Raw genomic sequence first — 25301 nt, 5'->3', positions numbered from 1 at the left:
CCATGATCTTTTTGCAACAGCAACATAGTTTAAAACGCCGTTCGCAGCCGTTCGTTACGCGCCGGCGCGTGCGTGGCCCGCCCAATAGGGCTCACGCAGCTTGCGCTTGAAGATCTTTCCCGTCGCCTCGCGCGGCAGCGCGTCGCGGAATTCGACGTCCTTCGGCACCTTGAAATTGGCAAGCCGCTCGCGCAGGAACGACTGGACCGCCGCGGACGAGAGCGCTGCGCCCGGCTCCGGCTCGACATAGGCGCAGAGCCGCTCGCCAAATTCCGCGTCGGGAATACCGAACACCGCGCAATCGCGCACGCCGGGCATTCCGATCAGCGCATTCTCGATCTCCGCCGGATAGATGTTGACGCCGCCGGAGATCACCATGTCGCGCTTGCGGTCGCACAGGAACAGATAGCCGTCCTCGTCGAGATAGCCGACGTCGCCGACGCTGACGAGACCGTCGCGGCCCGCCTCGGCGCGGGCCTCGGCCTTGCCGTGATAGTCGAAATCCGGCACCGAGGCCTGCCGCATGTAGATTTCACCGGGTTCGTTGACGTCGCACGGGCTGCCGTCGGCGCGGAAGATCTTGACGACACCGCCCTCGATGGCGCGGCCGACGGTGCCGGGCTTCTTCAGCGCCTCCGCCGCGGAGTGCCACACCGGAATTCCGGTCTCGGTCGAGCCGAAATATTCGTTGATGACGCCACCCCACCAATCGATCATCGCCTTCTTCACGTCGGGCGGGCAGGGCGCCGCGCCATGAACGACAAAGCGCAGCGACGACAGGTCGTAACGCCGCTTCACGTCGTCGGGCAGCCGCAGCAAGCGGACGAACATCGTCGGAACCATATGCATGTGCGTGACGCGATGGCGCTCGATCAGTTGCAGCAGGTCTTCGGGATCGAAGCGCGGCTCCAGCACGATGGTGCAGCCACTGCGATAGGCTAGCATGCCGTAGGAGTGCGGAGCGGAATGGTACATCGGGCCGTTCATCAGCACGACCTGATCCTCGTTCGGCTTCACACCGTAGGCGATCGCCCCGACGCGCTCGGAGGCTGCGACCTGCTCGGGGCGCATCGGCATGCGCCGCACCCCCTTCGGCATGCCCGTCGTGCCCGACGTGTAGAACATCGGCGCGCTGCGGCGTGGCGGCTGGGTGAGTTCCGCCTGGCTGTCCCGCCATTTGTCCCAATCGGTCAATCCGTCCGGCACCTTTGCGAGTGCAGCGGGGATGTCGAACGCGCCGGCGATCTCCGGCGGCGTCGGCACGACCATCAGCGCCAGTTCCTCCGGCAGGCCGTCGCGAATCTGCGGCAGCAGGTCGGCATGGCAGATCAGGATGTCGGCGCCGCTGTCGGCCAGGATATAGCGGACTTCGGCAGCCTTCAGATGCCAGTTGATCGGCACCACCGGTCGGCCGAGCGCGGCGGAAGCCGCGACCACCTCGAACAGGGCGAAGTCATTGCGCAGCATCATGGCGACCGGCGTGCCCTCGCGCCCGCCGAGCGCGCTGATCCCGCCTGCGGCCCGCCTGATCCGCGCATGGAGTTCTGCATAATCGATCCTGCGCTCGCCGCTGATGATCATGGGATGTCCTCTACCGGTCATCGAGAATGCCGCCGAACGGCACCCAGCTCTTGCCGTTGAAGCGGCGGAGCTGCAGCTGCTGGAACGGCAGATAGTCGTCCGGACCGGTCGACACGCTCATTCCGGGCAACAGCAGCGGCAGCTTCACCTCTTTCAGCGACGCGGCCTGCTTCAAGATGTTGTCGCGGCTGACATCGTCCTTGCAGGCGTTCAGCACCGTCATCAGCAGCGTGGCATAGTGATAGCCCGCGGCGTAGTTGGAGTTCGAGAGATCCGCGGTCGGCATGTATTGCTTCATGAACGCGAAATATGACTTCACGCCGGGATCGTCGGCCCATTGCGGGTCCATCGTGTCCTTCTGGTTGCTCGACGAGATCAGCCCGACCGCATTGTCCAGTCCCGCCGGCTCCAGGAACGAGATCGAGGAGGCCGAGGTCGGCACGAACAACAGCTCCGGCTTCCAGCCGATCTCGGCTACACCCTTGACCATCTGCGAGGTGAACTTGCCGAGCACCACGCCAAACAGCACGTTGGCGCCTGACGCTTTCAGCGTCGAGAGCTGCGAGCTGATCGTCGGCGCGCTGGTCTCGTAGCTCGCCTCCGCGATGATCATGCTTGCGGCCTTGGGCCCGAGCGCGCGCTTGAAGCCCGCGACATAGTCGCGGCCGAAATCGTCGTTCTGGGACAGGATCGCGATCTTCGCGTCGGGCTTGGCCTGCAAGATATACTTGGCATAGACGACGCCCTCGGATTCGTAGGCCGCCATGCCTGGCATCGTCCAGGGATTCTTCTGCGGATCGGCCCATTTGGTGGCGCCCGAGAGCACGAACAGCTGCGGCACCTTCTTGGCGTTGAGGTAACGCTGCACGGCGCTGTTGGTGGCGGTGCCGAGCGAGCCGAACATCATCAGCACCTCGTCCTGCTCCACCAGCTTGCGGGTCTGCTCGACCGTCTTCGGCGGCGAGTAGGCGTCGTCCAGCGTGATGAACTTGACCTTGCGGCCGTTGATGCCGCCCTCCGCGTTGACCTTCTCGAAGAACGCCTCCTGCGTCCGTCCGATCGCGCCGAAGCCGGATGCCGGACCGCTATAGGGCAGGGTCTGCCCGATCCGGATCTCGTCCGCACCGGCGCTGCCGGCGGCAAGCGTCAGCAAAGACAGGCCTGTCAGCGCGGCTGTCAGCTTCATGATGTCCTCCCGTTTGTCTTGTCAGTCCAATTTTCTTGTCGGACCAAGCCGTCAGGCGCTGGCGCGCATCAGGAAATCCTGCCGGGCCTGATCGAATTCGCCCTTCATCCGGTCGACCAGCTCGGCCACCGGCGGCGCATCCAGGATCTGGCCGATGCCCTGGCCCGAGCCCCAGATGTCGCGCCACGCCTTGGATTTCATGTTGCCGCCGGAGCCGAAGTTCATTTTCGTCTTGTCGGCAACCGGGAGATTGTCCGGATCGAGCCCGGCGGCGGCAATCGAGGGGCCGAGATAGTTGCCGTGCACGCCGGTGAACAGGTTGGTGTAGACGATGTCGTGCGCGGCGTGCTGCGTCAGCGCGGACTTGTAGGCTTCGTCGGCATTGGCTTCCTGTGTCGCGATGAAGCGCGTGCCCATATAGGCGAGGTCAGCGCCCAGCGTCAGCGCGGAGGCGATACCAAAACCGTCGCTGATTGCGCCCGACAGCAGGATCGCGCCGTCGAACCATTGCTTGACCTCGCGCACCAGCGCGAAAGGCGACAGCATGCCGGCATGCCCACCCGCGCCGGCGCAGACCAGGATCAGGCCGTCGACGCCCTGCTCGGCGGCTTTCCGCGCGTGCTTGACGTTGATGACATCGTGGAACACCAGCCCGCCATAGGAGTGCGCGGCCTCGACGATCTCGGCGGGCGGCCGCAGCGAGGTGATGATGATGGGCGCCCTGTGCTTCACACAGGTTTCCATGTCCTTCATCAAGCGGTCGTTGGAGGCATGGCAGATCTGGTTGACGGCGTAGGGCGCGACCTTCTTGCCGGGATTGCGCGATTTGTATTCGCCGAGCTCGTCCTCGATGCGGCTCAGCCACTCGTCGAGCTTTTCCACCGGACGGGCGTTGAGCGCCGGAAACGAGCCGACGACACCGGCCTTGCATTGGGCGATCACCAGCTCCGGCCCGGAGACGATGAAGAGGGGCGAGCCGACCACGGGCAGCTCCAGATTGTTCTTGAGCAGAGCGGGCAGTGCCATCCGATCCTCCTGACGACGCGCGTCAACGGCCTGCCGGCCGGGGTGAGCGCTTCCATGTCGATTGTCGCGCCGGCGGGGTGTCCGCCGCTTGCGTGTTTGACCCCACTATAGGGTTGGACGGCGCGCAGGGGATCGTTCAATATTGAACAAGCGGATATTCAGATTTGTACGGAGCCGGCGGTGGATTGGGATCTCTGCAAGACCTTCGTCGCGGTCGCCGACACCGGCAGCTTCACCGCGGCGGCAAAGCGCCTGCACGCCAGCCATCCGACCGTCAGCCGCAAGATCGCGGCGCTGGAGGCGCAGCTCGGCACCAAGCTGCTGGCGCGGGCCGCCGATGGCTTCGTGCTTACCGCCGATGGACGTACGCTGCGAGAGCATGCCGAGGCGATGGCGGCTGCCGCGCTCCGCGCCGAAGCCGCCGTAGGCGCCGGCGGGCGTAAGGCGCGCGGCACGGTCAAGCTGTCGATCGGCGCAACGCTGGCCTCGCACTGGCTGATGCCGCGGCTGCGCTCTTTTCTCAGCGCACATGATCACATTCGGCTCGAGATCATCACCCATCCGTTTCCGGCCAGCGTGCGCCGCCGGGAAGCCGACGTCGTGCTGCGCCCGGTCGACAGCGGTGAGGAAAATCTGGTCGGTCGCAGGGTCGGCCGCCTCGGCACCGGCTTCTATGCCTCGCGCGACTATGCCGCGGGCCGGTCCATGCCGGAGCGGAGCAGCGAGTGGAAGGGGCACAGCGTCATCGGCTTCGCCGACCAGGATTCGAACGCGCAGCTGGCGCGCTGGAGCGATGCGATCACCCGGCAAGGCACCATGGTGATGCGCTGCTCGTCGCAGGGCGACATGCTGGCGGCGGTGCGCGCCGGAATCGGAATCTCTGCGCTGTCCTGCTTCGTCGCGGAGAGCTATCCGGACCTCGTGCGCGTCGCGCCGCAGAAACTCGTCAGCGTCGCCGATCTCTGGCTGCTCGCCCATCCCGATCTGGTCGAGTTGTCCGCGGTGCGGGCCGTCGTCGACTTCGTGGCCGAATGCGCCCGCGCCGATCGCGAGCGGCTGCGAGGCTAGGGGGCCTGGTGCCCCGGACGCAGCGCAGCACGCAGTGATGCGCTGCTGAGCCGGGGCCCATGCTCCAACTCGCCAAGCCCATGGGTCCCGGCTCTGCGGTGCGTCACTTCGTGCCGCACCGCGTCCGGGACACGACCTATCTGTCGTCGTCAGGCCTGACCTGCGATGACACCTTCGCGCTTCTTGATCACGCGATAATAGCTCCACCACAGATGCGCGGCTGCTCCGCGCAGGGGACGCCAGGGTTCGGCGAGTGGCGCCATCTGCTTTTCCGTCGGCCGCGCCTTGAGCCCCAGGCCAACTTTGATCCCCTCCTGCACGGCGATGTCGCCGGCCGGCCAGGCATCGCCGTGTCCAAGGCAGAACAGCAGATAGACATCGGCCGTCCACGGACCGATGCCGGGCAGCGCGATCAGCGTATGGTGCGCGGCCTCGGCGTCTTCCTCGGCGAGCACGTCGAGGTTCAGCCGCTGCGCATTGATCTCGCGCGCGAGATGTTTCAGCGTCTTGATCTTGGCGGCGGACAGGCCGAGCCGTCCCAGCCGGTCGGTGCGGGCGCGGCTCACGGCCTCATGGTCGAACGGATCGAACGCGGCCGACAGCCGCCCCCAGATCGCTGCGGCGCTCGCGGTCGAAAGCTGCTGCCCGCAAACGATGTGGGCGAGCCCCGTAAAACCCGGCTCACGCCGCCGCAAGGCGGGCATGCCGGCGATCTCGAGCACGGGCTTGAGGCGCGGGTCGCGCTTGATCAGCGCGTGGACGGCCTCTTCGAGATCGGACTGGGTTTCGAGGTGGATGGTCATTTGGGTCGGCAAACTCTCTCCGGCGTCAGGGCCGGGCTTGACCCGGCCATCCACGTCTCTCTAACCACACGACATGTCTAGCATGGGTGACAGTGTTCGTATCTGTCCACGACTTGACACGATCGCTGTATCGCACCGAAGAACGTGGATGGCCGGGACATAGGCGAGCGGAAGCGACGCCGTCCCTTCGGACGGCTATGCCCGGCCATGACGAGTTTCACCGCATGGCGCCACCCGTTTTCCGTTTTGCCCCCAGTCCGAATGGCCTCTTGCATCTCGGCCACGCCTATTCGGCGCTGCTCAATTTCGACCGCGCGCGCGAGACCGGCGGGCGGCTGTTGCTGCGGATCGAGGACATCGACGCGACGCGCTGCCGGCCGGAATATGAGACGGCGATCTACGACGACCTCGCCTGGCTCGGCATCGCCTGGGAAACGCCGGTGCGGCGGCAGTCGGAGCATCTCGCGGTTTATCGCGCCGCGCTCGAAAAACTCTCTGCACTTGGTCTCGTCTATCCCGCGTTCGAAAGCCGCGCGGAGATCGCCAGGCTCGTGACCGCGCGCGAGGCCGCCGGGCCATGGCCGCGCGATCCCGATGGCGCGCCGCTTTATCCGGGTGACGCCAGATCGCTGTCGGCCGGCGAGCGCGACCGGCTCATTGCATCTGGCGTGCCTTACGCGCTCCGGCTCGACATGGCGGCCGCCTGCCGACACGTTGCCGGTCTGACCTGGAACGAGCTTGGCGAGGGGCCCGATGGCGAGCGCGGCATCGTCGCGGCGCGACCGGAGGCCTGGGGCGACGTCATCCTGGCCCGCAAGGAGACGCCGACCAGCTACCATTTGTCCGTCGTCGTCGACGACGCGCTCCAGGGCATCAGCGAGGTCGTGCGGGGGCAGGACCTGTTTCACGCCACCTCGGTTCACCGCCTGCTCCAGGTCCTGCTCGATCTGCCGGAACCCGCCTATCGCCACCACGCGCTGATTCTGGACGAGGCGGGCCGGAAGTTGTCGAAATCGGGTCGCTCGACCGGCCTGCGCGAGCTGCGCGCTGCCGGCGCCACGCCCGCCGGCATCCGCCGGTTGGTGGGATTAGGTTAAGTTTCTCTGGGGGTTAGCGAAACACCGCCGTGACTCCAGGGGTTCCGCCGTGCGATGCTTGCTTGAGAGCCTGGGGATCGAAGGGGACCCTTCGAAGGGATTCATGGCGGCGAAAACGCGCTCAGCGCGCACCACGCGAACGTCCAGGCGACCGCCTCGGAAGCGGTCCGGGGCGACCGGCCGGTTGCGCAAGCGCAGCGCCAAGGCCGTGGCGCCGGACGTGGTCCAGGCCGCGCTCGCCGCCTTCGCCCATGAGGTCCGTACCCCCCTGACCGGCATTCTCGCGATCAGCGACCTGCTCGCCACCTCCGATCTCGGCGAGCGGGAGCGGCGCTGGGCCGACACCATCAAGGCCGGTGCCGAGCATCTGGCGAGCCTTGCCACCCTGTTCGTCGATGCCGCCAGGACCGGCAAGGGGGCGGGCAAGGGTGGAAGTGCCTTGCGGCAGGACTTGTTCGATCTGCGCGCGCTCGCCCGCAGCGCCGGCGATTCGCTCGCCGGACGCGCCGCGGCCAAGGGCCTCCAGGCCCAGGTCGATATCTCCGAGAAGCTGCCGGGGCTGGTGGTCGGCGATTCCGTCCGCCTGCGCGCCGCGCTCGAGAACCTGATCGACAATGCCGTCAAATTTACCGAGCAGGGCGGTGTCGCGCTCGCGGTCGCGCCTTGGCGTCCCGCCAAAGGCAAGGCCAGAGACAAGGCGAAGGGCAAGGTCGGCGTCGCCTTCGCGGTGTCCGACAGCGGCATCGGCCTGACCATGGCCGAGATCAAGCGGCTGTTCCGCCCCTTCACCCAGGCCAATGTCACCATCGCCTCGCGCTTCGGCGGCGCCGGCTTGGGCCTTTCCTCGGTCAAGCAACTGGCGCGCGCGATGGGCGGCGACATCACGGTCGCACCGCGGCGCGGCGGCGGCGCCACCTTCACGTTGACGATGTCGCTCGACGCGACGGAATCGCGCAAGTCCCGCAAGTCGAAGGGCGAAGCCGAGGCGGATGCGATAGCCGCGCTGCGCGTGCTCAGTGTCGAGGACAATCCGTTCGGCCGCGTCGTGCTCAACACCATCCTGACCGAGCTCGGCCACCATGCCGAGTTCATCGGGCGCGGCGAGGACGCGGTGAACCGGCTCGCGCAGGGCGCGTTCGATGCGGTGCTGATGGACATGGTGCTGCCTGGCATCGACGGCGTCGAGGCCATCAGGCGGATCCGGACCATGCCGGCGCCGCTGGCTCAGATCCCCATCATCGGCGTGTCCGGCCGTGGCGAGGACGAGGCGGCCTCGCGCGAGGCCGGCGCCGACGCCTTCCTGGTCAAGCCTGTGTCTCCGCGCGCTTTAGCGACTGCGCTGCTTGAAGCGAAACGCCGTGAGGAAGCTGCGACTTGATGATCGCGGCGTTGAGTTCGCCGCCGTAGACGAATATCGCGGCGATGAAATACAGGAACACCAGCGCGATGATCACCGAGGCGAGCCCCGCATACATCGTCACGTAGTTGTTGGCGAAGCGCGCCAGATATTGGCCGAACACGATGCCCGAGATCAGCGACGCCACGATGGTGAAGACGATGCCGGGCAGGATCTGGAGGAAGGTGCGCCGTCCCGCCGGCAGCCAGGCATGCAGGATGATCAGCGCCACCACCAGCGCACCCACGGTGATGCCGTAGCGCAGCCAGGTGAGGATGCTCTCGTTCGACTCGACGACCAGCGGGATATGGCGCCGCGCCGCCTCGATGAAGAGCGGGCCAAGCACGATCAGGAACGCCATGGCGAGCGCGGTGAAGGCCGCGACCAGCGTGTAGCCGATCGATTCAAGGCGCAGCCAGTACCAGCGCCGCATCTCCACCACCGCATAGGCGCGGTTCAGCGCGACGCGCAGCGCCTCGACGCCGTTGGAGGCGAAATACACCGACAGCGCTGCGCCGATCGTCAGCACGCCGGTGCGGGTCGTGGTCAAAACGTCGTGGACTTCCCCCGAGATCGAATCGGCGACCTGCTTGGGCCAGACCTGAAGCATCAGGCTTGCGGCCTGATCGGCAAGTTCCTTGGAGCCGAAGAAGCCGGCGAGCGAGGTCAGCACGATCAGGAACGGGAACAGCGCCATCAGCGTCGACAGCGCGATATGGCTCGCGATCGCCCAGCCGTCGTCGGCGAGGAAGGTGTAGAAGGCGTCTTCCACGACGACGTAGATGGTGCGGATTGCCCTCACGCGCCCACCTACACGACAGGTGCCGCTCGCTCGCCCCGTGCGCGGGGAGAGGCGAAAAAGCCGGGCAATTGGCGCAGACCAGAAATCATCGCACTACCATCTGATATTATTGACCTAAAAGCCAGATCGCGAAGCGCCCCCGCCGTCATTCCGGGCTCGATGCTTCGCATCGCCCCGGAATGACGGCGGCGGCTGCCGCGGCACCATGGCGCATCCGCAAGCACGGTGTTATCTACCCCAAATGGCATCTCTCCTGAGTACTTTCATCCTGCCGGTAGCGGCCGGCGCCGTGGCGGTGGTGCTGCTGCTCGGTCTCGTCAACATGATGCGCGGCGGCTCGCCAAACACCTCGCAGAAGCTGATGCGCTGGCGCGTGCTGCTTCAGTTCGTGGCGATCGTGATTGCCATGCTCTCGGTCTGGGCGATGGGGCGTTAAAAATGGTCACGCTGAATCGCATCTATACGAAGACCGGTGACGACGGCACGACGGCGCTCGGAACGGGCGAGCGCCGTCCGAAATACGATCTGCGCATCGAAGCCTATGGCACCGTGGACGAGACCAATGCCGCGATCGGCGTTGTCAGGCTCCACACCCATGACATGTCCGAGTTCGACGCGATGCTCGGCCGCATCCAGAATGATCTGTTCGACCTCGGCGCGGACCTCGCGGTGCCCGAGCGTGAAGGCAAGGCCGAGCGGCTGCGGGTGGTGGCAAGCCAGGTCGAGCGGCTCGAACGCGACATCGACGCGCTCAACGACAAGCTGGCGCCGCTCACCTCCTTCGTGCTGCCGGGCGGCACGCCGGCCGCCGCCTACCTCCACGTTGCCCGTACGATTTGCCGCAGGGCGGAACGCGTGATGGTGGAACTGGCGGCCCGGCCCGGCGAGCCCGTGGGCGCTGCTGGCATCCAGTATATGAACCGCCTGTCGGACTTCCTGTTCGTTGCCAGCCGTGCCGCCAACGATAATGGTGCCGGCGACGTGCTCTGGGTTCCGGGCCAGAATCGCTGACCCATTGAGGTCGATATTTCTAAGGTCTAAAATTTGGCCCTGTCGCGCGTTGACCGGGCCGGATCAGGCCTTTAGGTTCCGCGCCAGTTGATAACCCCCCTCCCAAATTGAGTGAAAGAGGATCGATGAAGGTCTTGGTGCCGGTAAAGCGGGTGGTTGATTACAACGTCAAGGTCCGCGTCAAGGGCGATGGATCGGGCGTTGAACTCGCCAACGTGAAGATGTCGATGAACCCGTTCGACGAAATCGCGGTCGAGGAAGCGTTGCGCCTGAAGGAAGGCGGCAAGGCCACCGAGGTCGTCGTGGTTTCCATTGGACCGGCGCAGGCCTCGGAGACGATCCGCACCGGTCTCGCCATGGGCGCCGACCGCGGCATCCTGGTGAAGGTTGATGGCACCGTCGAGCCGCTCGCGGTCGCGAAGATTCTGAAGAAGATCGCCGACGAAGAGCAGCCCGGCCTGATCATTCTCGGCAAGCAGGCGATCGATGACGACAGCAACCAGACCGGTCAGATGCTGGCCGCGCTGCTCGGCTGGTCGCAGGCGACGTTTGCTTCGAAGCTCGAGGTCGAAGGTTCTGACTTCAAGGTCACCCGCGAAGTCGACGGCGGTCTGCAGACCGTCAAGCTGAAGGGACCGGCGATCGTCACCACGGATCTCCGTCTCAACGAGCCGCGCTATGCCTCGCTGCCCAACATCATGAAGGCCAAGAAGAAGCCGATCGCGGAGAAGACCGTCGCCGATTACGGCGTCGACGTCGCCGCGCGTCTCGAGGTTCTCAAGACGACGGAGCCGGCGGGCCGCAAGGCGGGCGTCAAGGTCAAGGACGTCGCCGAGCTGGTGTCGAAACTCAAGAACGAAGCCGGGGTGCTCTGATGACGACGCTTCTGATTGCCGAACACGACAATGCGTCGCTGAAGGACGCGACCAACAAGGCCCTGACCGCGGCTGCCGCACTCGGCGCGGATGTCGACGTGCTGGTGGCCGGCCAGAACGCCAAGGCTGCGGCGGATGCCGCCGCCAAGCTTGCCGGCGTGAAGAAGGTGCTGCTTGCCGAGGGCGAGACCTACGCCCACGATCTTGCCGAGCCGCTGGCCGCGCTGATCGTCTCGCTGGCTTCCGGCTATGACGCGATCGTCGCGCCCGCGACCTCGCGCTTCAAGAACGTGATGCCGCGTGTCGCAGCCCTGCTCGACGTCATGCAGGTCTCCGAGATCACCAAGGTGGTCGCCCCCGACACCTATGAGCGCCCGATCTATGCCGGCAACGCCATCCAGACGGTGAAGTCGAAGGACGCCAAGAAGGTCATCACGGTGCGCACCTCGACCTTTGCGGCGGCGGGTGAAGGCGGCAGCGCCGCCGTCGAGAACGTCGCTGCGGCGGCCGATCCGGGCCTGTCGTCCTTCGTCGGCGAGGAAGTCGCCAAGAGCGACCGCCCCGAGCTGACCTCGGCCAAGATCATCGTCTCCGGTGGCCGTGCCATGCAGAGCCGCGAGAACTTCGCCAAGTACATCGAGCCGCTCGCCGACAAGCTCGGTGCCGGCGTCGGTGCCTCGCGCGCGGCGGTGGATGCCGGCTATGCGCCGAACGACTGGCAGGTCGGCCAGACCGGCAAGGTGGTGGCCCCCGAGCTCTATGTCGCGGTGGGCATTTCCGGCGCGATCCAGCATCTGGCCGGCATGAAGGACTCCAAGGTGATCGTCGCGATCAACAAGGACGAGGACGCGCCGATCTTCCAGGTCGCCGATTACGGCCTGGTCGCCGACCTCTACCAGGCGGTTCCTGAGCTCACCGAAGCGCTCGCCAAGCTCGGCAAGTAAAAACGCGCTAAAAACACCGGCCGGAGTGGTACACTCCGGCCGGTTTTTCTTTTTCAAGGCGTTTTCTTTGGCGTGGGGCACGCCGGGGAAGCGATCCAATCTAGGTTTCGAGCCAGGATTCTGATCTAATCGAGTTTCTGATTAAATCGGACCTCCCGGCTCGGGGGATGAGGCAGGCGCGATCTGCGCGCCGTTCCGGTGGATGACATTATGGCGGCAGTGATCAAGAAGGTCGGCGTGATCGGCGCGGGTCAGATGGGCAATGGCATCGCGCATGTCGCGGCGCTGGCCGGTTTCGACGTGGTGCTCAACGACGTCTCGGCCGACCGGCTCAAGTCGGGCATGGCCACCATCAATGGCAATCTGGCGCGCCAGGTCTCCAAGAAGGCCGTCAGCGAGGACGACAAGACCAAGGCGATGGCGCGCATCAAGCTCGCCGAGAAGCTCGACGACCTCGCCGATTGCGACCTCGTGATCGAGACCGCGGTCGAGAAGGAAGAGGTCAAGCGCAAGATCTTCCACGAGCTCTGCGCGGTGCTGAAGCCGGAGGCGATCGTCGCCTCCGATACCTCCTCGATCTCGATCACGCGGCTAGCCGCCGCCACCGACCGGCCCGAGCGCTTCATCGGCATTCACTTCATGAATCCGGTGCCGCTGATGGAGCTGGTCGAGCTGATCCGCGGCATCGCCACCGACGACCAGACCTTCGAGGCGTCCAAGGAATTCGTCTCCAAGCTCGGCAAGCAGGTCGCGGTCTCCGAGGATTTCCCGGCCTTCATCGTCAATCGTATCCTGCTGCCGATGATCAACGAGGCGATCTACACGCTGTATGAAGGCGTCGGCAATGTCGAGGCCATCGACGCGGCGATGAAGCTTGGCGCGCATCATCCGATGGGCCCGCTCGAGCTCGCCGATTTCATCGGCCTCGATACCTGCCTGTCGATCATGCAGGTGCTGCATGAGGGCCTCGCCGACTCCAAATATCGCCCGTGCCCGCTGCTGGTGAAATACGTCGAGGCCGGCTGGCTCGGTCGCAAGACCCAGCGCGGCTTCTACGACTACCGCGGCGCCAAGCCGGTTCCGACGCGCTGATCCAATTTCCGGTGCCGTAGGGTGGGCAAAGGCGCAAAGCGCCGTGCCCACCATCTCTCCAATGATGCGGTGGAAATTGGTGGGCACGCTTCCGCCTTCGCTCTTCGAGCTACGGCGGACAAGCCGCTTTGCCCACCCTACGGCGCTCTCGCCCTCCGGCCGCGCATCCGCACCGTGACAATTCATGTCGCATTAACCCATCGCCCCTAGGCTGCGCCCGGTAAGAGGGTTTGCGTAATGGACATGATGGCGATGGTCAGCACCATGCTGGCCGCTCAGCAAGGCGCGCTGCAGTCGAATATCACGGCGACGCTGATGAAGCAGAATGCGGACGCGGAAAAATCCACCGTCCTGACGCTGCTCGGCGCTGGTCAGCCCTCGCTCGCCAATGTCGGCGCCGGCGTCGGCGGCAACCTCAACGTCACCGCTTAAGACACACCGCCTAGAGCGACGCGGCGGCCTTGCCCGTCGCAGCCCGGATCAGCTTGAGCGCGTCCTCGCTCGCCCATTCCGCCGGCCCCGCGATCGTCGCGATCTCGCAGCCCTGCGGGTCGACCAGCACCGAGGTCGGCATGCCCAGGGCCCGGCCTATGGCTTTAAGATCCTGGAAAACCTTGGCTTTCTGATCGCTAAAATAGCCGAGCCGGGTCAGATTGGCCTCTTTCAGGAACGTCTTGGGCTTCTCGGCGTCGCGGGTGTCGATGTTGATCGCCACCACCTCGAAATTCGGGCCCGAAAGCTTGCCCTGGAGCTCGTCCAGCGCCGGCATTTCCTTGCGGCAGGGCACGCACCAGGTGGCCCAGAGGTTGACCAGCAGCGTCTTGCCGCGGAAATCGGACAGCTTCTTCGGCTTGCCGTCAGCGTCCTCGAAGACCAGGTCGGGCAGTTTTAGCGGCGCGCTCGCCACGGTCAGGGCGGCCAATTCTCCATGGGCGAGGGGAGCGATTTTTTGCGCCGTTGCCACCGCGGCCCGGCAGGCCGGATCGCCTGAGGGCGCCCGGTTCAGGCCCAGCCCGTACAGCGCGGCGAAGCCGGCCAGCCCCCCGATCGCCACAGTGGCGATGACGAGGGGGATCCGGCGCGTGGCGGAGGGCGTCTTGTCGAGCATATCGTTTGTCATCCGGTCGCAGATATGGCTATCAGGGGCCTCTTAATACGGCTGGCTCCGGCCAGCAAACGTGCGGCAGCAGCGGCAAGCAAGGCGTGAGCAGGGGATCATGAGCAACAAGATGTGGGGCGGCCGGTTCTCGGAGCGCCCCGATGAGATCATGGAAGAGATCAACGTCTCCATCGACGTCGATCGTCACCTCTTTGCCCAGGACATTGCCGCATCCAAGGCGCACGCCGCGATGCTTGCCGCGCAGGGCATCATCACGGGCTCTGATGCGAAAAATATCGGCAAGGGTCTAGACACGATTTTGTCAGAGATCGGCAAGGGCGGCTTCACGTTCAAGCGCGCGCTCGAAGATATCCATATGAACGTCGAGAGCCGCCTGTCCGAGCTGATCGGCCCCGCCGCCGGCCGGCTGCACACCGCGCGTTCGCGCAACGACCAGGTTGCGACCGATTTCCGTCTCTATGTCCGCGACGTTCTCGACGAGACCGATGCCGCGCTCGCCGCATTCCAGGCCGCGCTCGTCAATCGCGCGCTCGAACATGCCGCGACCGTCATGCCCGGCTTCACGCATCTGCAGACCGCGCAGCCCGTGACCTTCGGCCATCATCTGCTTGCCTATGTCGAGATGGCCGCGCGCGACCGCGGTCGTTTCCAGGACGCCCGCAAGCGGCTCAATGAATCGCCGCTCGGCGCCGCCGCGCTCGCCGGCACCTCGTTCCCGATCGATCGCCACGCCACCGCGAAGGCGCTCGGTTTCGACCGCCCGATGGCGAATTCCCTCGATGCGGTCTCCGATCGCGACTTCGTGCTGGAGACGCTGTCGGCGGCCTCGATCTGCGCCGTGCACATGTCGCGCTTTGCCGAGGAGATCGTGATCTGGACCTCGCCGCTGGTCGGTCTCATCCGCCTCAGCGACAAGTTCACCACGGGATCCTCGATCATGCCGCAGAAGCGCAACCCGGATGCCGCCGAGCTCGTGCGCGCCAAGACCGGCCGCGTCATCGGCGCGCTCAACGGCCTCCTGATCGTGATGAAGGGCCTGCCGCTCGCCTATCAAAAGGACATGCAGGAGGACAAGCAGGGCGCGATGGAGGGCTTTGCTGCCCTGTCGCTCGCGATCCGCGCCATGACCGGCATGGTCCGCGATCTCGTGCCCGACGAAGCGAAGATGAGGGCGGCGGCGGGCGAGGGCTATGCCACCGCGACCGACCTTGCCGACTGGCTGGTGCGGACGCTGAAGATGCCGTTCCGCGACGCCCACCACGTCACCGGCCGTATCGTGGCGAAGGCCGCCGAGGGCGGCGTGGCGCTACACGAGCTGCCACTGAAGGAGATGCAGGCGATCGAGCCAAAAATCACCAAGGACGTGCTCGGCGTGCTCTCGGTCGAATCGTCGGTGAAGAGCCGGACCAGCTACGGCGGCACCGCGCCGAAGAACGTGGCGTCGCAGGCCAAGGCCTGGGCGAAGCGGCTGGAAAAAGAGCGAAAATTGGGCTGAGGGCAAAATTTCGCTTATGTTTCATGGTCATCCGGCTCTCGCCAGAGCGTGCCAATCTCTGTATGGTGCGGCCCGCGTAGTGGGGATTTCGTCGTGACGTCAAAGTTTCGCCCGGCCGGCTCGGGGTGGGCCATCATTGTCTTGAGCCTGACGGCGCTCGCGCTTGCCGGCTGCGGCCGCAAGGGCCCGCTGGATCTGCCGCCGACCGCCTCCAGTGCATCCACGGCCAATGTCGCAGCTCCAACCGACACCGAGACCGAAGCCCAGAGGACGCCGAGCGTGTTCAATCCCGGCTACGGTGCGGACGCAGCGCCTGCCGCCGCCAAGGGCAAGAAGAAATCGTTTATCCTCGACCCGCTCCTGGACGAACCTCCCGGCAAAAAATGAGCCGGGATAGCTGAGCCGACGCCATGAACCATTTTGACTATCGCAACGGCGTGCTGCACGCCGAGGCCGTGAACCTGTCCGAGCTGGCCGCAACCGTCGGTACGCCGTTCTATTGCTATTCGACCGCGACGCTCGAGCGGCACTACCGCGTCTTCGCCGACGCCTTCGCCGGCGAGAAGGTGCTGGTCTGCTACGCCATGAAGGCGAATTCCAACCAGTCGGTGCTGCGCACGCTGGCCAAGCTCGGGGCCGGCGCCGACGTGGTCTCCGGCGGCGAATTGAAGCGCGCGCTGGCCGCCGGCATCCCCGCCAGCAAGATCCTGTTCTCCGGCGTCGGCAAGACCGAAACCGAATTACGTGCCGCGCTGGCCACCGACATCCTCTGCCTCAACGTCGAATCCGAGCCCGAGCTCGAGCTGTTGTCGCGGCTTGCGACCGAGATGGGCAAGACCGCGCGCATCTCTGTGCGCGTCAATCCCGACGTCGATGCCGGCACGCATGCCAAGATCTCGACCGGCAAGTCCGAGAACAAGTTCGGTATTCCGATCGCCTATGCCCGCGAGGTCTATGCGCGCGCTGCAAAACTTCCGGGCATCGAGGTCACAGGCACCGACGTGCATATCGGCAGCCAGATCACCGATCTCTCCAAGATGGAGACCGCGTTCCGTATCCTCTCCGAATTCGTGCAGACGCTGCGCAGCGACGGCCACAACATCTCGCATGTCGATTTCGGCGGCGGCCTCGGCATTCCCTATTACATGGACCGCGAGGCGCCGCCGGCGCCCGACGCCTATGCCGCCATGGTCAAGCGCGTCAGCCACAATCTCGGCTGCACGCTGATGTTCGAGCCGGGCCGCATGATCGTCGGCAATGCCGGCATCCTGGTCGCCAGGGTGATCTATGTGAAGCACGGCGACGGCAAGAATTTCGTCATCATCGACGCCGCCATGAACGATTTGATCCGCCCGACGCTGTACGAGGCGCATCACGACATTCTGCCGGTGACGCAGCCGGCCGCGGGCGCCGCCACGATCATGGCCGACGTCGTCGGCCCGGTCTGCGAGACCGGCGACTATCTCGCACTGGATCGCACGCTGCCGACGCCGAAGCCTGGCGATCTCATCGCCATCATGACCGCGGGCGCCTATGGCGCGGTGCAGGCCGGCACCTACAACACGCGGGCGCTGGTGCCGGAAGTGCTGGTGAAGGGCGATCAATACGCCGTGGTGCGCCCGCGTATCGAGGTCGAGCAGCTGATCGCGATGGACACGCCGGCGCCGTGGTTGTGAGGGATTGAGGGGCGGTAAGGCCGCGCCTCATCCTCGCTGTCGTCCCCGCCTAGTGCGCAATTGCGCACGGGGGGCGGGGACCCATAACCACAAGAAGTGGTTGTTTGGCTAAGCTGTAACTCCGAGTCCCCGTTACCATATCAGCCTGTGGTTATGGGTCCCGGGCTCGCGCTTCGCGCGCCCCGGGACGACGAGCTGAGTGTGTGGCGCTACTTCCCGGCCAATCCACCTTTCGCGCCGCCAACCACAACCCCCGCCTTCTTCTCGATCGGCTTGATCGCCGCGGTGAAATCGGACTCGGCGCCTTCCGCGCTGATTACGGTCTCCCATAGCCGTCCGACCGCGTCCGCGACCTCCATCGACAGGCCGAGCGACTTCATCTCCTCCAGCGCCAGCCGCACGTCCTTCACCATCAATCCGGTGGCGAAGCCGAAGTCGAACGTTCGCGGCAAAACCGAGCGCGGAAACTTGTCGCGGCTCGCGGTGTTCATGCCGGAGCCGGCATTGATGACGTCGATCATCACGGCGGGATCGAGCCCCGCCTTGACGCCCATCACCACCGCTTCCGAGGTCGCCACGATCGCGGTCGCCGACAGGAAATTGTTGGCGAGCTTCATGGTCTGCGCCGCGCCCGGCTTCTCGCCGATGAAGAACACTTTTCCGATCACGTCGAGCGCGGGCTTGAGCAGCTCGAACTCGGCTTTGGGCCCTGAGACCATCACCGCCAGGGTGCCCTTCTCGGCGCCGCCGACGCCGCCGGAGACGGGGCAGTCGATCTGCACGATGTCGCGTTTTGCCAGCAGGCCGTGGATCTTCGCCGCCATCGTCGAGCCGACGGTGGAGAGATCGATGAAGCGTCTGGCGCGGCTCCCTTCGATCACGCCGTTTGCTCCCGTGGCGACCTCGAGCGACGCCTGCAGCGAGGGCAGGCTCGCCATGACCGTCTCGACCTGGTCGGCAACGTCCTTCGGCGAGGTTGCAGCGGTGGCACCGCGCGCCACGAGCTTGTCGACGACCTCCTTGCGCGTGTCGAACACGACGAGCTTGTGCCCCGCCTCGATCAGCCGCCGCGCCATCGGGAAACCCATGTTTCCGAGGCCGATGAATCCGATGTGCATGGTGTTTCCTTCTTTCTTCTTCGTTGTTCGTTGGATGTGAAACGGCGATCATTCTCCGCTCGTCGTCCCGGGCTCGCGCTCGGCACCCCCCGGGACGACGGCGGAGAGAGGTCGGCCTCACGCCTTGCCGTCGATCTCCGCGAACACCTCGCGCGCGATGCGAAAGCTGTCGACTGCGGCCGGCATGCCGCCATAGATCGCGACCTGCATCAGGATCTCGCGGATCTCGTCGCGGGAGACGCCGTTGGTCAGCGCGCCCTTGAGATGCGCGCGAAACTCGTGCTGGCGGTTGAGGATCGCGATCATGGCGATGTTGAGCATGCTGCGGGTCTTGCGCGGCAGCTCCTCGCGGCCCCACACGGTGCCCCAGCAATATTCGTTGAGCATCTCCTGGAACGGACGGTTGAAATCGTCGACGTTCTTCAGGGCATTGTTGACATAGGCCTCGCCCAGCACCGCTTTGCGGACTTCCAGGCCCTTGTCGTGCATCTTCTTGTCCATGGCGTTCCCTCTATTTCCCTTGCGTTTCCCTTGGGAATGGCGCGTGGAAATTACGGGGTTGCGCCCGGCCAGTCACGTCCTCGTGTTATGCGGGAAAAGGGGTCTCTCCCGTACCGGAACGGATGCCTCAGTGCTGCCGTTGTGATACGCTTCTCTACCGGGCAACCTGGAGAATTGATTGAACGGCGTCACCCCCGACCCGTCAGACCCGATCCGCGATGGCGACGCTCTGTCGCGGCTGAAGCTGACGCAGGCCCTCGATCGGGCTATTTATGCCATCGCGTGGGAACGTGCCTGGCCACATCTGGCGCGGGTGTTGACTGTCGTTGGCCTGTTCCTTGTGGTGTCGTGGGCCGGCCTCTGGCTGGCGCTGCCGTCCGTCATCCGTGCCATCGGTCTCGTGGTTTTTGCCGGCGCCGCAATCGCCGCTCTGGTCCCGCTGCTTCGTTTCCGCTGGCCGGGCCGCGACGAGGCTCTGAGCCGGCTCGACCGTGGCTCCGGTATCCGTCACCGCCCGGCGACGACGCTGACGGACACGCTGAGCTCGAAAGACCCGGTTGCGCTGGCGCTGTGGCAGGCGCAGCGCGAGCGCACGCTGGCTTCGCTCAAGCGCATCCGTGCCGGCTTGCCGCATCCGCGCCTCGCCCTGCACGATCCCTGGGCGCTACGCGCGCTGGTCATGGTGATGCTGGTCGCGACCTTCTTCGCCGCCGGCGACGAACGCGCGATGCGGTTGGGTGCCGCGTTCGACTGGAACGGCGTGCTGGCGCCGACCAACGTCCGCGTCGATGCCTGGATCACCCCGCCGCTCTACACCGGCAAGCCGCCGGTCATCCTGTCGGCCGCCAACAAGGAGGCCGCAGCGCTGCCTGCCAGCGGCCCACTCGCAGTTCCGGCCGGCTCGACCCTGATCGTGCGCTCCTCCGGTAGCAGCCTCGATGTCGTCACCTCCGGCGGCCTCAAGGAGGTTGCGCCCAGCGAGGCCGCGCCGAAGGGTACCAACGAGAAGCATTTTACCATCACCGGCGACGGCACCGCGCATGTCCGCGCGCCCTCCGGCCAGCCGCAATGGGCCTTCGCGGCGACGCCCGACCGCCCGCCGACGATCGCGCTCGCCAAGGATCCCGAGCGTCAGGCCTACGGCGCGTTGCAGCTCTCCTACAAGATCGAGGACGATTACGGCGTCACGGGCGCCGCCGCGCAATTCGTTCCGCGCGCAACCGAAGACAAGGACGGAACCAAGGACGCGGACGGCAAGGCCGCGCGGCCGCTGTTCCAGCCGCCGCAATTCGCGCTGACCCTGCCCAATGCGCGGACCCGCAACGGCGTCGGCCAGACCGTGAAGGACCTCAGCGAGGATCCTTATTCCGGTGCGGACGTGACGCTGACGCTCACCGCCAAGGACGAGGCCGGCAACGAGGCGAAGAGCGAGCCCTTCAACATGCGCTTGCCGGGCCGGCTGTTCACCAAGCCGCTCGCCCGCGCGCTGATCGAGCAGCGCCGCATCCTCGCGCTCGACGCCAACAAGAATTCCGACGTCTACGCCGCGCTCGACGCGCTGATGATCGCGCCCGAGATGTTCACGCCGGAAGCCGGGCAGTATCTCGGTCTGCACAGCGTCGCACGCCAGCTCGAGGCGGCGCGCACCGACGATTCCCTGCGTGAGGTCGTGGCGAGCCTGTGGGCGCTTGCGGTGACGATCGAGGACGGCAACATCAGCGACGTCGCCAAGGCGTTGCGCGCGGCGCAGGACGCACTCAAGCAGGCGCTTCAGCGCGGCGCCAGCGACGAAGAGCTCAAGAAGCTCATGGACAATCTGCGGACCGCGCTCGACAATTACATGCGCCAGTACGCGCAGCAGATGCGCAGCAATCCGCTGGCGCGGCCGGCCATCGGCCTCGACGACCAGATGAAGCGCATCGAGCGGCTGATCCAGCGCGGCAATCGCGAAGCGGCGGCGCGCGAGCTGGACCGCCTGGCCCGCGCGCTGGAAAATCCTCCGGGGCCGCCCAGCGCCGAGCAGAAAGAGATGGACGAGATTGCGCGCGAGCTGAACGACCTGCTCCGGGAGCAGAACGCGCTTCGCGACGAAACCGACCGGCAGAGCAAGGACTCCAAGCGCGGCCAACGTACCAAGCCTCTGCCGCCCAAGGTTGCGGAGATCCTGCGCAAATCGAGAGAGCTGCGGCAGAAGACGCGCGGCGCGACCAGCGATCAGCTGGAGGACCTGGCAAGGCAGCAGGACGCCTTGCGCGAAGAGCTCAGGACCTGGCGTGAATCCCAGGGAGCGAGATAGCTCATGAAACACACCTCAATCTGGCAGAACGGCAAGGTCGCGCGCGGAAGGCTCGCCACGGCTTGTCTCGTGCTTATGCTGTCCTGTTCCACGGCTTCGATTGGCCTCGCCCAGTCGTCGCGCGCCGACCAAAAGAGTCTGGATGCACTGCTCGACAGCGCCGAGCGGTCGATGAAGCAATCCGCCGACAACCTGAAGGACAAGAACTCGGACGAGAGCATTGGCCAGCAGTCCCGGGCGATCCGGGACATGGAGAAGTATCTCTATCCCGATCCGAACGATCCCTCGGCGTCGCGCGAAGGGTCGCAGGATACGCAGGGCCGGCAGGAGCAATTGAAGAAGCGGCTGGAGGCCCTCAAGAAGAAGCTCGCCGAGATGGGCTTGCAGCAGGATGGCCAGAAAGGCCAGCGCGGGCAGAAACAGCCGGGGCAGCAGGGCCAACAAGGTCAGCAGGGCCAAGGTCAGGGTCAGGACGGCGACCAGGATGGCGATGACGGCTTCGACGCCGCCGAGAACGCCATGGGAGATGCCGGCAATCAGATCGGCGAGGGCGATGCCGACGGTGCGACGGCATCGCAGGGCAAGGCCATCGACGCCCTGCGCAAGGGCATGCAGGATCTCGCCGACGCGCTCGGCGGGCAGCAGAACGGCGAAGGCCAGGATCCGGGCGACGGTGACGGCCCCGGTCAGGCTGTCGGCCGCCAGCAGAGCGGCGGCGAACGGACCGACCCGCTGGGCCGGCCACTGCGCGGCAAGGAATACAGCGACGACTACACGGTCAAGATTCCCGGCGAGATCGATGCCCAGCGCGCGCGCCGCATCCTCGAAGAGCTCCGCCGCCGCCTGAGCGATCCCGCGCGTCCGCAGATCGAGCTCGATTACCTCGAGCGTCTGCTGAAGGATTTTTGACGTCACACTCGGTGTCATCGCCCGCGCAGGCGGGCGATCCAGTATTCCAGAAACGGTTGTGATTGAATGAGAGGCCGCGGCGTACTGGATGCCCCGGTCAAGGCCGGGGCATGACAGCGGAATACGCCGTGCCGCTACGCTTTCTTCGCTGCCAGCGCGTCCGCGACCGCCGTACGGATGTCGGCCACCGAGAACGGCTTGGTCACGACGTCATGCACCAGCGCATTCAAATTCGAGGCGCGCTCGCGCTGGTCGGCAAAGCCGGTCATCAGCAAAATGGTCAGGTCGGGGAAATCGCGCGCGGCGGAGAGCGCCAGCGCGATGCCGTCCATCACCGGCATCTGGATGTCGGTGAGCAGGAGATCGAACGCGCCGTTCTCGCGGGTCAGGATTTCCAGCGCCTCGGCGCCGTCCTGCGCGGTGACGGTCTCGTGGCCGTCCATGGCGATAGCGCGCGCAACCAGCTGGCGCATCGAGTCCTCGTCGTCGGCGATCAGGATTTTCGGCATGAGACCAACCTTGAGACCAATCTTGGGACCAGCCTCCCGTGCGGGATATGCAAAATCGATTATACGCTGCCGCCGGCAATGTCGCGCCGGTTGAAGAAGCGAACGTCGATATTGCGACCCTCCGGCGGCGGCGAGGCCAGGCGCGAGCGGAAGAAGGCGCGCTCACCCGGCTGCAGCACGGTCTGCTCCAGCACGGTGTTCCAGGCGTAGATTTCCGCTCCCTGCGCGTCGCGCACCGCAAAGCGCAGCCGCGGGATATCGAGCGGCTTCTTGCTTTGACCCACGATCACGCCCTCGATCACCAGCACCTGCTTACCGTCCACGGTCTCGCTGGAGAGCTTGACGTCCTTGAACGCCAGCCCGCGCAAATTAACTTCGAGTCCGACCATCTTGTAGAACGCCGCCGTCTGCGGCAGCAGTCGGACCATGTCGCCGCGCCAGATGACCAGCGCCAGCACCAGCGCGCCCATGGCGGCGCAGGCGGTCGGCAGACCGAAATGGGATTTTCGCGGAGCCTCGGTGGGGGCCTGACGCCTCACCCGCGCCCCGCGGCGGCTGAACAGGCTGCGGAACCAAGACTGGTGCTGCGCGCCGACGACGTCATCCTCGGCGGCGCGGGCCGCCGCTGACCATTCGTCCTCGGTCGCCTGGGCGTCCTCGGCCGGCCAGTCGCTGGCGATCGAGGGGCTGTCGACGACAGGCGTGTCAGCGGCGCCGTCGTCCCTGGCGTAGGAGTTCCACTGATCGGCGAGGTCGGACTGGTCGTCGGCCTGGCTGGCGGCCGCCATGGCCGGGACGGACGCCTCCTCGATGGCATCCTCGGCATAGGCGACCCAGGTCTCCTTGCAGCGGGAGCAGCGGACCGTTCGTCCGTTCGCCCCCAGGCTCGCGGGCTTGATGGCGTAGGATGTCGTACAATGGGGGCAGACGATATGCATGGACACGAGCCTTGATGCACGGACTGGTCTTGACGATGCTTCGGTCGCGGAGAACCGGGCATCCCAGATGCTACAGAGCGACCGTTAACGAACCGGAAACCATAACGGTCGCAAAACCCGTTGATCGCGTGTGGCGGAGCGCAGCAGCGCGGCCCGCGCCCCCTCTCGAACGGAGCTGAGCTTGGTTCGGTTCGAAAATGTCGGATTGCGTTACGGACTGGGGCCGGAGATTCTGCGCGACCTCAGTTTCGAGATTCCGGCGCATTCCTTCCAGTTTCTCACCGGCCCGTCCGGCGCCGGCAAGACCTCGCTGCTGCGTTTGCTGTTCCTGTCGCACCGGCCGACGCGCGGCCTCGTCAACCTGTTCGGCCACGACATCTCGCAGCTCGGCAAGGACGAGATCGCGGATTTGCGCAAGCGCATCGGAATCGTGCTCCAGGACTTCCGCCTGCTCGACCACATGACGACCTATGAGAACGTCGCCTTGCCGTTCCGCGTCATGGGCCGCAGCGAGTCGAGCTATCGCAAGGAGGTGATCGACCTGTTGCGCTGGGTCGGCCTCGGTGACCGCATGGACGCGCTGCCGCCGATCCTGTCCGGCGGCGAGAAGCAGCGCGCGGCGATCGCGCGCGCCGTGATCTCGCGGCCGCAACTCCTGCTCGCCGACGAGCCGACCGGCAGCGTCGATCCGACGCTCGGCCGCCGGCTGCTGAGGCTGTTCATCGAGCTCAACAAATCAGGCACCGCCGTCATCATCGCCACCCACGACATCGGCCTGATGGACCAGTACGAGGCGCGACGCTTCGTGCTGCACCAGGGGCGGCTGCACGTCTATGAGTAGGCCCGACGACCGCGGCGTGCTGGTAGATCTCGGACAGGAGCGTCCGCAGCTTCCGCCCAAGGCGCGCAACATGTCGCCGATCGTGCCGCGCGCCTCGATCCACGGCCGCGCGCTGGTTGCCGTCGTCGCCATCATGACCTTCCTCGCCTCGATGACCACGGGCACGGTGCTGCTCGTCAGTGCCTCCGCCGCGGAATGGCAGTCGGACGTTGCAAGCGAAATCACCATCCAGGTCCGCCCGCAGACCGGCCGCGATCTCGATCGCGACACGGCGGCAGTGACGGAGGCCATCCGCGCGCAGGCCGGCATCATCGAGGTCAAGCCGTTCACCAAGGACGAGAGCGGCAAGCTGCTCGAGCCCTGGCTCGGCACCGGCCTGTCGATGGACGATTTGCCGGTGCCGCGGATGATCATCGCGCGCGTGCAGCCCGGCACGCCGCTCGATCTCGGCGCCTTGCGCGCGCGCGTGACCCAGGCCGCCCCAAGCGCCAGCGTCGACGATCACCGCGCCTGGATCGAGCGGATGCGCTCGATGACCAACGCCACCGTGCTCGCCGGCATCGGTATCCTCGCCCTCGTCATCATCGCGACCATCATCTCGGTCTCGTTCGCGACCCGCGGCGCCATGGCGGCGAACCAACCGATCGTCGAGGTCCTGCATTTCGTCGGTGCCGGCGACCGTTACATCGCCAACCGCTTCCTGCGTCACTTCCTCAGGCTGGGCCTGGAGGGTGGCGTGATCGGCGGCGGCGCCGCCATGCTGGTGTTCGGCTTCTCCGAGTCGATCGCCGGCTGGTTTTCCGGGACCCCCGTCGGCGACCAGTTCGCAGCTCTGCTCGGCACCTTTTCGCTGCGGCCGTCGGGCTACATCGTGCTCGCGGTGCAGGCGGTGCTGATCGGCGCCATCACCGCGGTTGCTTCGCGCCAGACGCTGTTCGCGACGCTGAATGATGTCGATTGAGCCCGATAAACCGGACTCCACTTCGCCTCAAAACGTCCTAAAATCATCCGGGGAAG

26 protein-coding genes are annotated in these 25301 nt (G+C 65.8%); 16 read left to right on the top strand and 10 right to left on the bottom strand.

Going from position 1 to position 25301, the window contains the following annotated elements:
* Nucleotides 1-54: 54 nt before the first annotated feature.
* The 3 genes from AB7290_RS38905 to AB7290_RS38895 are packed head-to-tail and all read right to left on the bottom strand — an operon-like array spanning nucleotide 55 to nucleotide 3793.
* Nucleotides 55-1581: an acyl-CoA synthetase gene (locus tag AB7290_RS38905; RefSeq protein ID WP_085401926.1), complete on the bottom strand. Its 1527-nt coding sequence runs from the start codon at nucleotides 1579-1581 to the stop codon at nucleotides 55-57.
* 10 nt (nucleotides 1582-1591) lie between these two features.
* A complete protein-coding gene (locus AB7290_RS38900) occupies nucleotides 1592-2767 on the bottom strand; it encodes an ABC transporter substrate-binding protein (protein WP_085401927.1) in 1176 nt (391 codons plus the stop codon).
* Between the two features lie 51 nt (nucleotides 2768-2818).
* Nucleotides 2819-3793: an NAD(P)H-dependent flavin oxidoreductase gene (locus AB7290_RS38895; RefSeq protein ID WP_085401928.1), complete on the bottom strand. Its 975-nt coding sequence runs from the start codon at nucleotides 3791-3793 to the stop codon at nucleotides 2819-2821.
* Between the two features lie 180 nt (nucleotides 3794-3973).
* Here AB7290_RS38895 and AB7290_RS38890 point away from each other — a divergent pair, with 180 nt between their 5' ends.
* Entirely contained in the window at nucleotides 3974-4861 is an 888-nt protein-coding gene (locus tag AB7290_RS38890) for a LysR family transcriptional regulator (RefSeq protein ID WP_085401929.1), read from the top strand.
* A gap of 149 nt (nucleotides 4862-5010) precedes the next feature.
* Here AB7290_RS38890 and AB7290_RS38885 read toward each other — a convergent pair whose 3' ends face one another.
* The gene (locus AB7290_RS38885) at nucleotides 5011-5664 is read right to left on the bottom strand and encodes a DNA-3-methyladenine glycosylase family protein (protein ID WP_085401930.1); all 654 of its coding nucleotides are present in this window, start codon (nucleotides 5662-5664) and stop codon (nucleotides 5011-5013) included.
* Between the two features lie 224 nt (nucleotides 5665-5888).
* On the opposite strand from AB7290_RS38885, the gene gluQRS reads away from it, so the two are divergent.
* Together gluQRS and AB7290_RS38875 are read left to right on the top strand one after the other, a co-directional pair.
* On the top strand, nucleotides 5889-6761 hold the full coding sequence (gene gluQRS / locus AB7290_RS38880) for a tRNA glutamyl-Q(34) synthetase GluQRS (protein ID WP_085401959.1): 873 nt from the start codon (nucleotides 5889-5891) through the stop codon (nucleotides 6759-6761).
* Between the two features lie 103 nt (nucleotides 6762-6864).
* A complete protein-coding gene (locus AB7290_RS38875; RefSeq protein WP_085401931.1) occupies nucleotides 6865-8139 on the top strand; it encodes an ATP-binding protein in 1275 nt (424 codons plus the stop codon).
* Here the strand turns inward: AB7290_RS38875 and AB7290_RS38870 are convergent.
* Complete coding sequence (locus tag AB7290_RS38870; RefSeq protein ID WP_085401932.1) at nucleotides 8066-8959, bottom strand: YihY/virulence factor BrkB family protein; 894 nt, start codon at nucleotides 8957-8959, stop codon at nucleotides 8066-8068. The two genes, AB7290_RS38875 and AB7290_RS38870, sit on opposite strands and share 74 nt — an antisense overlap.
* 241 nt (nucleotides 8960-9200) lie before the next feature.
* Between AB7290_RS38870 and AB7290_RS38865 the strand changes: the two genes are divergently transcribed.
* The 6 genes from AB7290_RS38865 (at nucleotide 9201) to AB7290_RS38840 (ending at nucleotide 13313) form a co-directional block, all read left to right on the top strand.
* Nucleotides 9201-9395 carry a twin transmembrane helix small protein gene (locus AB7290_RS38865; protein WP_085401933.1) on the top strand — a complete coding sequence of 65 codons (195 nt, stop codon included), beginning with the start codon at nucleotides 9201-9203 and terminating at the stop codon, nucleotides 9393-9395.
* Between the two features lie 2 nt (nucleotides 9396-9397).
* A complete protein-coding gene (locus tag AB7290_RS38860) occupies nucleotides 9398-9970 on the top strand; it encodes a cob(I)yrinic acid a,c-diamide adenosyltransferase (RefSeq protein ID WP_085401934.1) in 573 nt (190 codons plus the stop codon).
* Nucleotides 9971-10095: 125 nt separating this feature from the next.
* Nucleotides 10096-10845, top strand: coding sequence for an electron transfer flavoprotein subunit beta/FixA family protein (locus tag AB7290_RS38855; RefSeq protein ID WP_071909337.1), 750 nt, complete (start codon nucleotides 10096-10098; stop codon nucleotides 10843-10845).
* The gene (locus AB7290_RS38850) at nucleotides 10845-11789 is read left to right on the top strand and encodes an electron transfer flavoprotein subunit alpha/FixB family protein (RefSeq protein WP_063985793.1); all 945 of its coding nucleotides are present in this window, start codon (nucleotides 10845-10847) and stop codon (nucleotides 11787-11789) included. The genes AB7290_RS38855 and AB7290_RS38850 overlap by 1 nt, the downstream gene beginning before the upstream one ends.
* Before the next feature lie 210 nt (nucleotides 11790-11999).
* Nucleotides 12000-12881 carry a 3-hydroxybutyryl-CoA dehydrogenase gene (locus AB7290_RS38845; protein WP_063985792.1) on the top strand — a complete coding sequence of 294 codons (882 nt, stop codon included), beginning with the start codon at nucleotides 12000-12002 and terminating at the stop codon, nucleotides 12879-12881.
* A 237-nt stretch (nucleotides 12882-13118) separates the two neighbouring features.
* Nucleotides 13119-13313, top strand: a complete 195-nt coding sequence (locus tag AB7290_RS38840; RefSeq protein WP_014491648.1) for a hypothetical protein — start codon at nucleotides 13119-13121, stop codon at nucleotides 13311-13313.
* A 10-nt stretch (nucleotides 13314-13323) separates the two neighbouring features.
* Here AB7290_RS38840 and tlpA read toward each other — a convergent pair whose 3' ends face one another.
* On the bottom strand, nucleotides 13324-13989 hold the full coding sequence (gene tlpA, locus AB7290_RS38835) for a thiol:disulfide interchange protein TlpA (protein ID WP_063985791.1): 666 nt from the start codon (nucleotides 13987-13989) through the stop codon (nucleotides 13324-13326).
* Nucleotides 13990-14098: 109 nt separating this feature from the next.
* Here tlpA and argH point away from each other — a divergent pair, with 109 nt between their 5' ends.
* From argH to lysA, 3 genes are all read left to right on the top strand, one after another.
* Entirely contained in the window at nucleotides 14099-15496 is a 1398-nt protein-coding gene (argH, locus tag AB7290_RS38830; protein ID WP_135216224.1) for an argininosuccinate lyase, read from the top strand.
* 93 nt (nucleotides 15497-15589) lie between these two features.
* Nucleotides 15590-15883 (top strand): LPS translocon maturation chaperone LptM, encoded by a 294-nt coding sequence (gene lptM, locus AB7290_RS38825; RefSeq protein WP_063985789.1) that lies wholly within the window; start codon nucleotides 15590-15592, stop codon nucleotides 15881-15883.
* A gap of 23 nt (nucleotides 15884-15906) precedes the next feature.
* Nucleotides 15907-17172 (top strand): diaminopimelate decarboxylase, encoded by a 1266-nt coding sequence (lysA, locus tag AB7290_RS38820; RefSeq protein ID WP_085401935.1) that lies wholly within the window; start codon nucleotides 15907-15909, stop codon nucleotides 17170-17172.
* 209 nt (nucleotides 17173-17381) lie between these two features.
* Here the strand turns inward: lysA and AB7290_RS38815 are convergent, their stop codons facing one another.
* Both AB7290_RS38815 and AB7290_RS38810 read right to left on the bottom strand, forming a co-directional pair.
* Nucleotides 17382-18290, bottom strand: coding sequence for an NAD(P)-dependent oxidoreductase (locus AB7290_RS38815; protein WP_085401936.1), 909 nt, complete (start codon nucleotides 18288-18290; stop codon nucleotides 17382-17384).
* Nucleotides 18291-18407: 117 nt separating this feature from the next.
* On the bottom strand, nucleotides 18408-18791 hold the full coding sequence (locus tag AB7290_RS38810; RefSeq protein ID WP_014491654.1) for a carboxymuconolactone decarboxylase family protein: 384 nt from the start codon (nucleotides 18789-18791) through the stop codon (nucleotides 18408-18410).
* Between the two features lie 178 nt (nucleotides 18792-18969).
* Between AB7290_RS38810 and AB7290_RS38805 the strand changes: the two genes are divergently transcribed.
* On the top strand, nucleotides 18970-21087 hold the full coding sequence (locus AB7290_RS38805; RefSeq protein WP_085401937.1) for a TIGR02302 family protein: 2118 nt from the start codon (nucleotides 18970-18972) through the stop codon (nucleotides 21085-21087).
* 3 nt (nucleotides 21088-21090) lie between these two features.
* A complete protein-coding gene (locus AB7290_RS38800) occupies nucleotides 21091-21996 on the top strand; it encodes a DUF4175 family protein (protein ID WP_071909343.1) in 906 nt (301 codons plus the stop codon).
* A 134-nt stretch (nucleotides 21997-22130) separates the two neighbouring features.
* Here the strand turns inward: AB7290_RS38800 and AB7290_RS38795 are convergent, their stop codons facing one another.
* Both AB7290_RS38795 and AB7290_RS38790 read right to left on the bottom strand, forming a co-directional pair.
* Nucleotides 22131-22505: a response regulator gene (locus tag AB7290_RS38795; protein ID WP_028147294.1), complete on the bottom strand. Its 375-nt coding sequence runs from the start codon at nucleotides 22503-22505 to the stop codon at nucleotides 22131-22133.
* 59 nt (nucleotides 22506-22564) lie between these two features.
* Nucleotides 22565-23443, bottom strand: a complete 879-nt coding sequence (locus AB7290_RS38790) for an MJ0042-type zinc finger domain-containing protein (protein ID WP_085401938.1) — start codon at nucleotides 23441-23443, stop codon at nucleotides 22565-22567.
* Between the two features lie 181 nt (nucleotides 23444-23624).
* Between AB7290_RS38790 and ftsE the strand changes: the two genes are divergently transcribed.
* A complete protein-coding gene (ftsE, locus tag AB7290_RS38785; RefSeq protein WP_014491659.1) occupies nucleotides 23625-24284 on the top strand; it encodes a cell division ATP-binding protein FtsE in 660 nt (219 codons plus the stop codon).
* Nucleotides 24277-25245 carry a cell division protein FtsX gene (locus tag AB7290_RS38780; protein ID WP_063985782.1) on the top strand — a complete coding sequence of 323 codons (969 nt, stop codon included), beginning with the start codon at nucleotides 24277-24279 and terminating at the stop codon, nucleotides 25243-25245. Before ftsE ends, AB7290_RS38780 begins: the two co-directional genes overlap by 8 nt.
* The last annotated feature ends 56 nt before the right edge of the window (nucleotides 25246-25301 follow it).

It is taken from the genome of Bradyrhizobium sp. 613_E4_N2_2 (assembly GCF_052075995.1).
In the GTDB taxonomy this organism is placed as follows: Bacteria; Pseudomonadota; Alphaproteobacteria; order Rhizobiales; family Xanthobacteraceae; genus Bradyrhizobium; species Bradyrhizobium barranii.
This window is presented reverse-complemented; position numbering and strand designations above follow the sequence as displayed.